Origin of the sequence: Streptomyces sp. NPDC058534 (genome assembly GCF_042717365.1) — a bacterium.
In the GTDB taxonomy this organism is placed as follows: domain Bacteria; phylum Actinomycetota; class Actinomycetes; order Streptomycetales; family Streptomycetaceae; genus Streptomyces.
In genome coordinates this window covers 26037-32372 of record NZ_JBHXNW010000012.1, presented here as the reverse complement: position 1 = coordinate 32372, position 6336 = coordinate 26037, and the positions used below count along the sequence as shown (strand labels likewise).

At 72.8% G+C, this 6336-nt stretch carries 7 protein-coding genes; 5 read left to right on the top strand and 2 right to left on the bottom strand.

The window, feature by feature from the left end:
* Positions 1–758: 758 nt before the first annotated feature.
* Complete coding sequence (locus tag ACFWR9_RS09755; RefSeq protein ID WP_383838231.1) at positions 759–1196, top strand: hypothetical protein; 438 nt, start codon at positions 759–761, stop codon at positions 1194–1196.
* Here ACFWR9_RS09755 and ACFWR9_RS09750 read toward each other — a convergent pair.
* On the bottom strand, positions 1193–2284 hold the full coding sequence (locus ACFWR9_RS09750; protein WP_383838228.1) for an alpha/beta hydrolase-fold protein: 1092 nt from the start codon (positions 2282–2284) through the stop codon (positions 1193–1195). The genes ACFWR9_RS09755 and ACFWR9_RS09750 overlap by 4 nt on opposite strands.
* 92 nt (positions 2285–2376) lie before the next feature.
* On the opposite strand from ACFWR9_RS09750, the gene ACFWR9_RS09745 reads away from it, so the two are divergent.
* Positions 2377–3963 (top strand): amidohydrolase, encoded by a 1587-nt coding sequence (locus ACFWR9_RS09745; protein WP_383838225.1) that lies wholly within the window; start codon positions 2377–2379, stop codon positions 3961–3963.
* Here the strand turns inward: ACFWR9_RS09745 and ACFWR9_RS09740 are convergent.
* A complete protein-coding gene (locus ACFWR9_RS09740) occupies positions 3947–4285 on the bottom strand; it encodes an alpha-L-rhamnosidase C-terminal domain-containing protein (protein WP_383838222.1) in 339 nt (112 codons plus the stop codon). The two genes, ACFWR9_RS09745 and ACFWR9_RS09740, sit on opposite strands and share 17 nt — an antisense overlap.
* Before the next feature lie 179 nt (positions 4286–4464).
* Here ACFWR9_RS09740 and ACFWR9_RS09735 point away from each other — a divergent pair, with 179 nt between their 5' ends.
* The 3 genes from ACFWR9_RS09735 to ACFWR9_RS09725 all read left to right on the top strand — a co-directional run bounded on the left by ACFWR9_RS09735 (position 4465) and on the right by ACFWR9_RS09725 (position 6246).
* The gene (locus ACFWR9_RS09735; protein WP_383838219.1) at positions 4465–5184 is read left to right on the top strand and encodes a DinB family protein; all 720 of its coding nucleotides are present in this window, start codon (positions 4465–4467) and stop codon (positions 5182–5184) included.
* A gap of 133 nt (positions 5185–5317) precedes the next feature.
* Positions 5318–5797 carry an FAD-dependent monooxygenase gene (locus ACFWR9_RS09730; protein ID WP_383838216.1) on the top strand — a complete coding sequence of 160 codons (480 nt, stop codon included), beginning with the start codon at positions 5318–5320 and terminating at the stop codon, positions 5795–5797.
* 110 nt (positions 5798–5907) lie between these two features.
* A complete protein-coding gene (locus ACFWR9_RS09725) occupies positions 5908–6246 on the top strand; it encodes a hypothetical protein (protein ID WP_383838213.1) in 339 nt (112 codons plus the stop codon).
* Positions 6247–6336 lie beyond the last annotated feature (90 nt).

The following is a 6336-nucleotide window of genomic DNA, read 5'->3' as shown; positions in this document are numbered from 1 at the left end:
CTTCCATTTTATTCTTTCGCTTTTCTTTTTTTTGTTGTTTGTGTTGTTTTTTTTTTTTTTTTCTTTTTTTGTTTTCAGCTTTGTGTTGTTGGGGCCCCCCCCCCCCCCCCCCCCGACGCGTGTCCGGGGCGCGGGTGAGCGACTTCCCGGTGGGGACGCAGTTTCGAGAAGTGGGTCTACTCCAAGAATGGCGACTGGGTGGGCGGGTTCTGGCCCGGGACGCTCTGGATGGCGTATCTCCACAGCGGCGACGACGACTTCCGCGCCCTGGCTCTCGACTCGGCCCGGGGACTCGCACCGCGCCGGTACGACACCTCCACCCGCGACCTCGGCTTCCGGTTCTACCCGTCGTGGGTCACGGCCTGGCGCCTGACGGGCGACGCCGCCTGGAAGGACGGCGCGATCAGGGCGGCCGACTCCCTCATCCAGCGGTACAACCCCACGCGGCCGCTACATCCGCGCGTGGGGCGCCCTGTCCGACCCCGGAAACGCGGGCCGGGTCATCATCGACACCATGATGAGCCTCGACCTGCTGGCCTTCGCGAGCCGGGAGACGGGGGACGGGAAGTACCTGGACATCGCCACCGAGCACGCCAGGACCACGCAGCGGGTGTTCCCCCGCCCCGCGGATCGACCCCGCACGTCTACGACTTCGGCCCGGACAGCGGGGCGGCCGTCGGCCCCGGCACCGTGCAGGGTTACAGCCCACGTCGTGCTGGGCGCGCGGCCAGGCACGGGGTGGCTACGGCTTCACGACGATGTACCGCAGGACCGGCGACCGCGGCTTCCTGACCACCGCCCGCGGGCTGGCCGACGTCGCGACGGGCGCCCTGACCGAGGACCACGTCCCCGTGTGGGACTACCGGGCGCCGCAGCAGCCGTACGACGTCAAGGACGCCTCGGCCGGTGCGGTCATGGCCTGCGGTCTGCTCGACCTCGCCGCGGCCACCGGGAGGCGGGAGCACCGCGAGACGGCCCTGCGGCTGCTCACCGCGCCGGCCCGGACGTGTCTCACGCGCCGGTCGACGCGGGCGGAGGCGGTGGTCGCCCGCTGCACGCGTAACCGGCCGGCCGAGGACGGCGTCGAGATATCCCTCCCCTACGCCGACTACGACCTGCTGGAGGGCATCATGCGCGTGCTCCGGCCGCGCGACGCCGACCGCGCGCTCGACCTCTCGACCGTCGGCGGGACCTAGGCGAGCGCCCAGGCCACGTCCCGGAGCAGGGCGTGCCGCCAGCCCGCCCGGTCGTGGTCCGAGGCCGAGCGGGAGACGAGTACCGTCGCACCGGCCTGTTCGGTCAGGGTCTCCACCAGGGAGCAGTGGGGGAGCATCCGCGTCTCGTGTTCCCCCACGTCGAACGCGGCCCGGAGCCCGGACAGGTCCGGACCGCTCCGCAGGCGTGCCGCGACGGTCCCGCCGACCGGGCCGCCCAGCGGGTCCGGCAGGTGCGCGGCGTCCGGCGTCCACCAGAACGACGGCGACTGGCAGGCCACGCGGGACACCAGGTCCGGGAACTCCAGCGCGGCGTACAGCGCGCTCAGTCCGCCGAGGCTCTGGCCCGCGACCACCAGCAGGTCCGGGTCGGCGTGCACGGCGCTCTCCGCCACCAGGGGCAGCAGCTCGTCCCGGACCGCCTCCCACAGCGCGGGCCGGCACCCGAACTCGGCCTGCCGGTCCCTGGCCGGCAGGAACACCAGCGTGACCGGCGGCATCTCGCCGCTCCTGACCGCCGAGTCGAACGCGGCCGCCGCCGGATGCAGATACAGCCAGTCGTCCCCGTCGAGCAGCAGGACCACCGGCCCGCCCCCGCCCACCTCGTGGACCCGCACGGTGCGCCGCCCACCGAGCCGTTCGCTGGTCCAGCGCAGCCGGGTGCGGGGGAGGGGCAGGACGTCGTCGGCGCCGACCACGGGCCAGTGCGGCTGGGGCGGCGCGTCGGGTGTCGCGAAGAGGGACCGCTCGCCGCCCGCACCCACCGGGTTGCCCGGGTCCGCGTACGCCGCGTCACCGACGAGGAACTGGTACGTCACCCGCAGCCGCGCGGGCATACGGACCTCGGCGTACCAGCAGTCCGTGACCCCCCACCTGCGCAGCGGCACCGGGTCCGACCAGCTCTCGAAGCCGATGCTCGCCGCCTCGCCACCGCGCCGCAGGAACAGGGCCGTCCAGCCCTCGCCGTCGGGTATCGACGCGGGTGTCCGCGCCGCGGCCCAGAAGGCGTCGGTGCCGGGCGCGCCGGAGAGCCCGTACGCGGCGAAGGTCTCTTCCCCCACCAGCCTCATGAACGTCTCCTTGTGGAGCGGAAAGTGGGACGACTAAGCTCGCCGTCCATTAGGCGAGCCTAACCTAATGCCTCAGGAGGTTCCGACCCCCGATGCTCTGCACCAGACTGACGAACGCCCGCTTCCTCACCATGGACCCGGACCACCCCGTCGCCCATGACCTGGGTATCTGGCGGGGCCGGATCGTCGGCCTGGACGAGGCCGTGACCTCCCTGCCCGCCCGCGAAGTCGTCGACCTCCAGGGCGCCACCGTACTGCCGGGCTTCGTCGACGCCCATGTGCACCTCGCCTGGACCGGGTTCAAGCAGAACACCCCGAGCATCGCCGGACTCACGCGGATCTCGGACGCCCTCGCGGTCGTGGAGGAGGCCGTCACCCGCAAGGGCACCCCCGGCTCCTGGGTGAGCATCGCCGGCTACGACCAGCGGGCCCTCGGCCGCCACCTGACCGCCCCCGAACTGGACCGGGTCAGCCACGGACACAAGCTCTACGTGACCCACGACTCCGGGCACGGCTGCGCCGTCAACTCCGCCGTTCTCGACCTGCTCCCCGCCGGTACCCCGCACGAGAACGGCTTCCTCGCCGAGGGCGCCATGGGCGCCGCCCGCGCCCTGCGCCTGCCGCACGCACAGGACGAGTTGGCCGAGGCGATCGGACGCGCCGCCCGCACCTGCCTCACCGAGGGCGTCACCGCCTGCGCCGAAGCGGGCATCGGCGGCACCCTCCTGGGCCACAGCCCGGTCGAGCTGGGCGCCTACCAACTCGCCCGGGAACGGGGCCTGCTGCCGCTGCGGGTGCAGCTCATGGTGTCCGCGGACCGGCTGCACCCCGTCGACGCCCACGAGACCGACGGCATTCCCCGGGCCCTCGACCTCGGACTGCGCACCGGCTTCGGCGACGACCGGCTCTCCGTCGGCGCGCTGAAGGTGTTCACCGACGGCGGCATGATGGCCAGGACCGCCGCCCTCAGCAGCCCCTACGAAGGGCTCGACCACGCGGGCCAGTTGCAGGACGACCCCGACGTACTCGCCCGGACCATCGTCGACGGACACCTCGCCGGCTGGCAGCTCGCCGTCCACGCGATCGGCGACCTCGCCGCCGACGTCGCCCTGGACGCGCTGGAACGGGCGCAGACCCTCCGCCCGCGGCCGGACGCCCGGCACCGCATCGAGCACGCCGGACTGATCCGCCCCGACCAGCTCCCGCGCTTCGCCCGGCTCGGTGTCAGCGCGGTCGTCCAGCCCAACTTCCTGCGCTGCTTCGGCGACGACTACGCCGCGATCATGGGTGCGGAACGCGCCCCGTGGCTCTACCGGGGCAGGGCGTTCCTGGATCACGGCATCCCGCTGGTGGGCAGCTCCGACCGTCCCGTCACCGACGGATCCCCGCTGCGCGCCGTCCAGTTCATGGTCGAACGCGCCTCCCTGTCGGGCCGGCGGATCGGCCCCGCCGAGGGCATCACCGTCGACGAGGCCCTGCACGCGTACACCGTCGCCGGCGCCCACGCCTGCCACTGGGAGGACGACCTGGGCAGCCTCACCCCGGGCAAGCGCGCCGACCTGGCCGTGCTCGGCGACGACCCACGGCGCGTCGACACCTCACGCATCGGCGACATCGAGGTGGTGGCCACCTACGTCGACGGACGGCCGACCGGGACCGGCGTCACGCGGTCCCCGTGAACTCCCAGGTGCCGTGGCCGACCCGATGGATGTCGAAGCCCGGCACCGACCGCAGGAACTCCGCCCCGCCGGGCGCCGTCGCACGCACCCCCTCGGCCACCGGCACGTGCACCTCCGCCTCCGCTCCCACGGGCACCCGCACCGTCAGCCGCAGCCTGCCCCCGACGGCGGACCACGCCACGGCCGCCTCCCCGCGCACGGTACGGATCGAGGTACGCGCCCAGTCCACGCCCGCACGGGCGTCGGGACGCACACTGAAGGTGCGATACCCCGTGTCGCCCGGCCGCAGCCGGCCACGTGCTCGGGAACTGAAACGTTTCAATTTCGCTTCACGATCCTATGCACGCCCAGTGGGCCGCTTCAAGGGATGTGACAGTCATCGTCCCGTGAGGCTCCGTAGGCCGCCGCGGGCGCCGAAATCCGGTCGCGCCCCGCGTGGCGACTCGTTAGCCTCCGCCTGGACGCAGTGAGGGTGCGGTGGCACCACGAGGGGAGCCGGGCATGGAGACCGAGGGTGCGCGCACCGACCGGTTGGGGTTGCTGCTCGACCAGTTCGACCAGGCCAGAGAGATGGCCCAGGTGCGACTGGCGGGGCTCGGCGACGAGGAGTACCTGTGGGAGCCGGTGACCGGCTGCTGGTCGATCCGGCGCAGGTCCGAGGCGGCGACGCCCAGGGCGTACGGGCCGGGCGAGTGGGTGCTGGACAAGGGTGCCCCGGACATCCCGGCCAACGAGTACGCCGAGGTCGCGCGGCAGGTCGCCGACGGCATGTCGGTCGCCAAGATCGCCGTGGACTGGAGCGTGAGCGTCGAGCGCGTCGAGCAGGTTCTTGCCCACACCGGTGAACCGCCCCCGGACGAGGCGCCGTTCACCACTCTCGCCTGGCGGCTCGGGCACCTGCACTCCTGCTTCGCGGGCCAGTGGGAGTGGACCTTCGGCGAACGCCGGCAGGACCCGAGGTTGCTGGTCGACTTCACCCCCTCCGCCGACGTGGCACTCGAACGGTTCTGGGCTGTGATCGACCGCTGGCGCGCCGCCGTCGCCGCCGTCACCGACGAGCAGCTGGACACGGTGGGCTTCTCCCAGTACCCGTACGGCTCGGACCCGGACGACCCCTACATCACGGTCGTGGCGGGCGCCAACCTCGAGTTCATCCACCACATGTCCGAGATCGCGGTGCTCCGAGACCTGTGGCGGCTGCGCTCCACCATCTCCGGTTAGCCCTGCCCTTGCCCACGGTCTGAACGTCGAAGCTGGACCCCCGCCGTGTTCGCCCCGGGCGTCGTCGGTCAGCCGACTTCGCGACACCCCGCCCTTCGAGGCGTTCCGCGATCCCGAGGCCCAGCGGGATCTGGTGGCGGCACGCTTCGCCGAGCCGGTCTGGCACCTGCCGCGCCTGGTGGAGGCCGTGCGCGAAGCTGACGACCTGTTCTTCGACATCGTGAGCCAGATCCACATGCGCACCTGGTCCCACGGGCGGGTCGTGCTGGCCGGTGACGCCGCGCACGCCACCTCGTTCATGTCCGGTCAGGGGTCGAGCGTCGCGCTGGTCGGCGCGTACGTCCTGGCCGGCGAGCCGGCCGCGCACGCGGACCACACCGAGGCCTTCGCGGCCTACGAGCGCAGGATGCGGCCGTTCGCCGAGCGCAACCAGGCACTGGCCACGACCGGCGGCACGATGGTCACGCCCACGACGCGCGAACAACTGGAGGCTCGCAACAGCTTGGTGCGCGATCCGGAGGCGGCGTCGAGGGCGCTGGCGACGAGGAGTGCGGCGGAAGGGCGCGCGGCGCACTCGGCATTGGTGCTGCCCGACTATCCGGATGCCGCTTGAGGCGGAGGCCGCTGCCGGCGCTGGGGGAGCCGGCACCGGCGCCGGATCCCTTCTGCACGCGCCGGACTCGGGCGACCTCGGTCGCTGGGCTCACGCCCATAAATGCGTTGGTGCCGTTCCTGATCCTGGCCGGTGGTCTTGCCGTGGTCCTGGGCTTCGGCGCCTGGCCGGCCAGGATCCGTCGTCGGGGGCTCGCGGGTGGGGCGATGAGTGCGGCGCCGACCTCCTATGAGGAGGCGTTCCGGGTCACGGCGCACGAGGCCCATGTCGAGATCCGGGCACGGGCGGAGCGCACGGCACCGGTCCTGTCGCCCGACGGCCACTGGGGGCGGAGCGCCGCCGAGGGACGCCGGGCGGAGCTCCGTCGGAAGGCTCGGCGCGGGTCGCGTGGGCTGGGGCGTGCGGTCGCCGGCTGGATCGGGCGTGCCGGACGTGGCCGTCGGCCGTGAAGGCGCGGACCCCGCGCGTAGGGCGGTGGCGGGGTTCGCCGGGGGGGGGTGGGGTCTGCGAGCACGAGAGGTTGGCGCCCGGGGCGACGC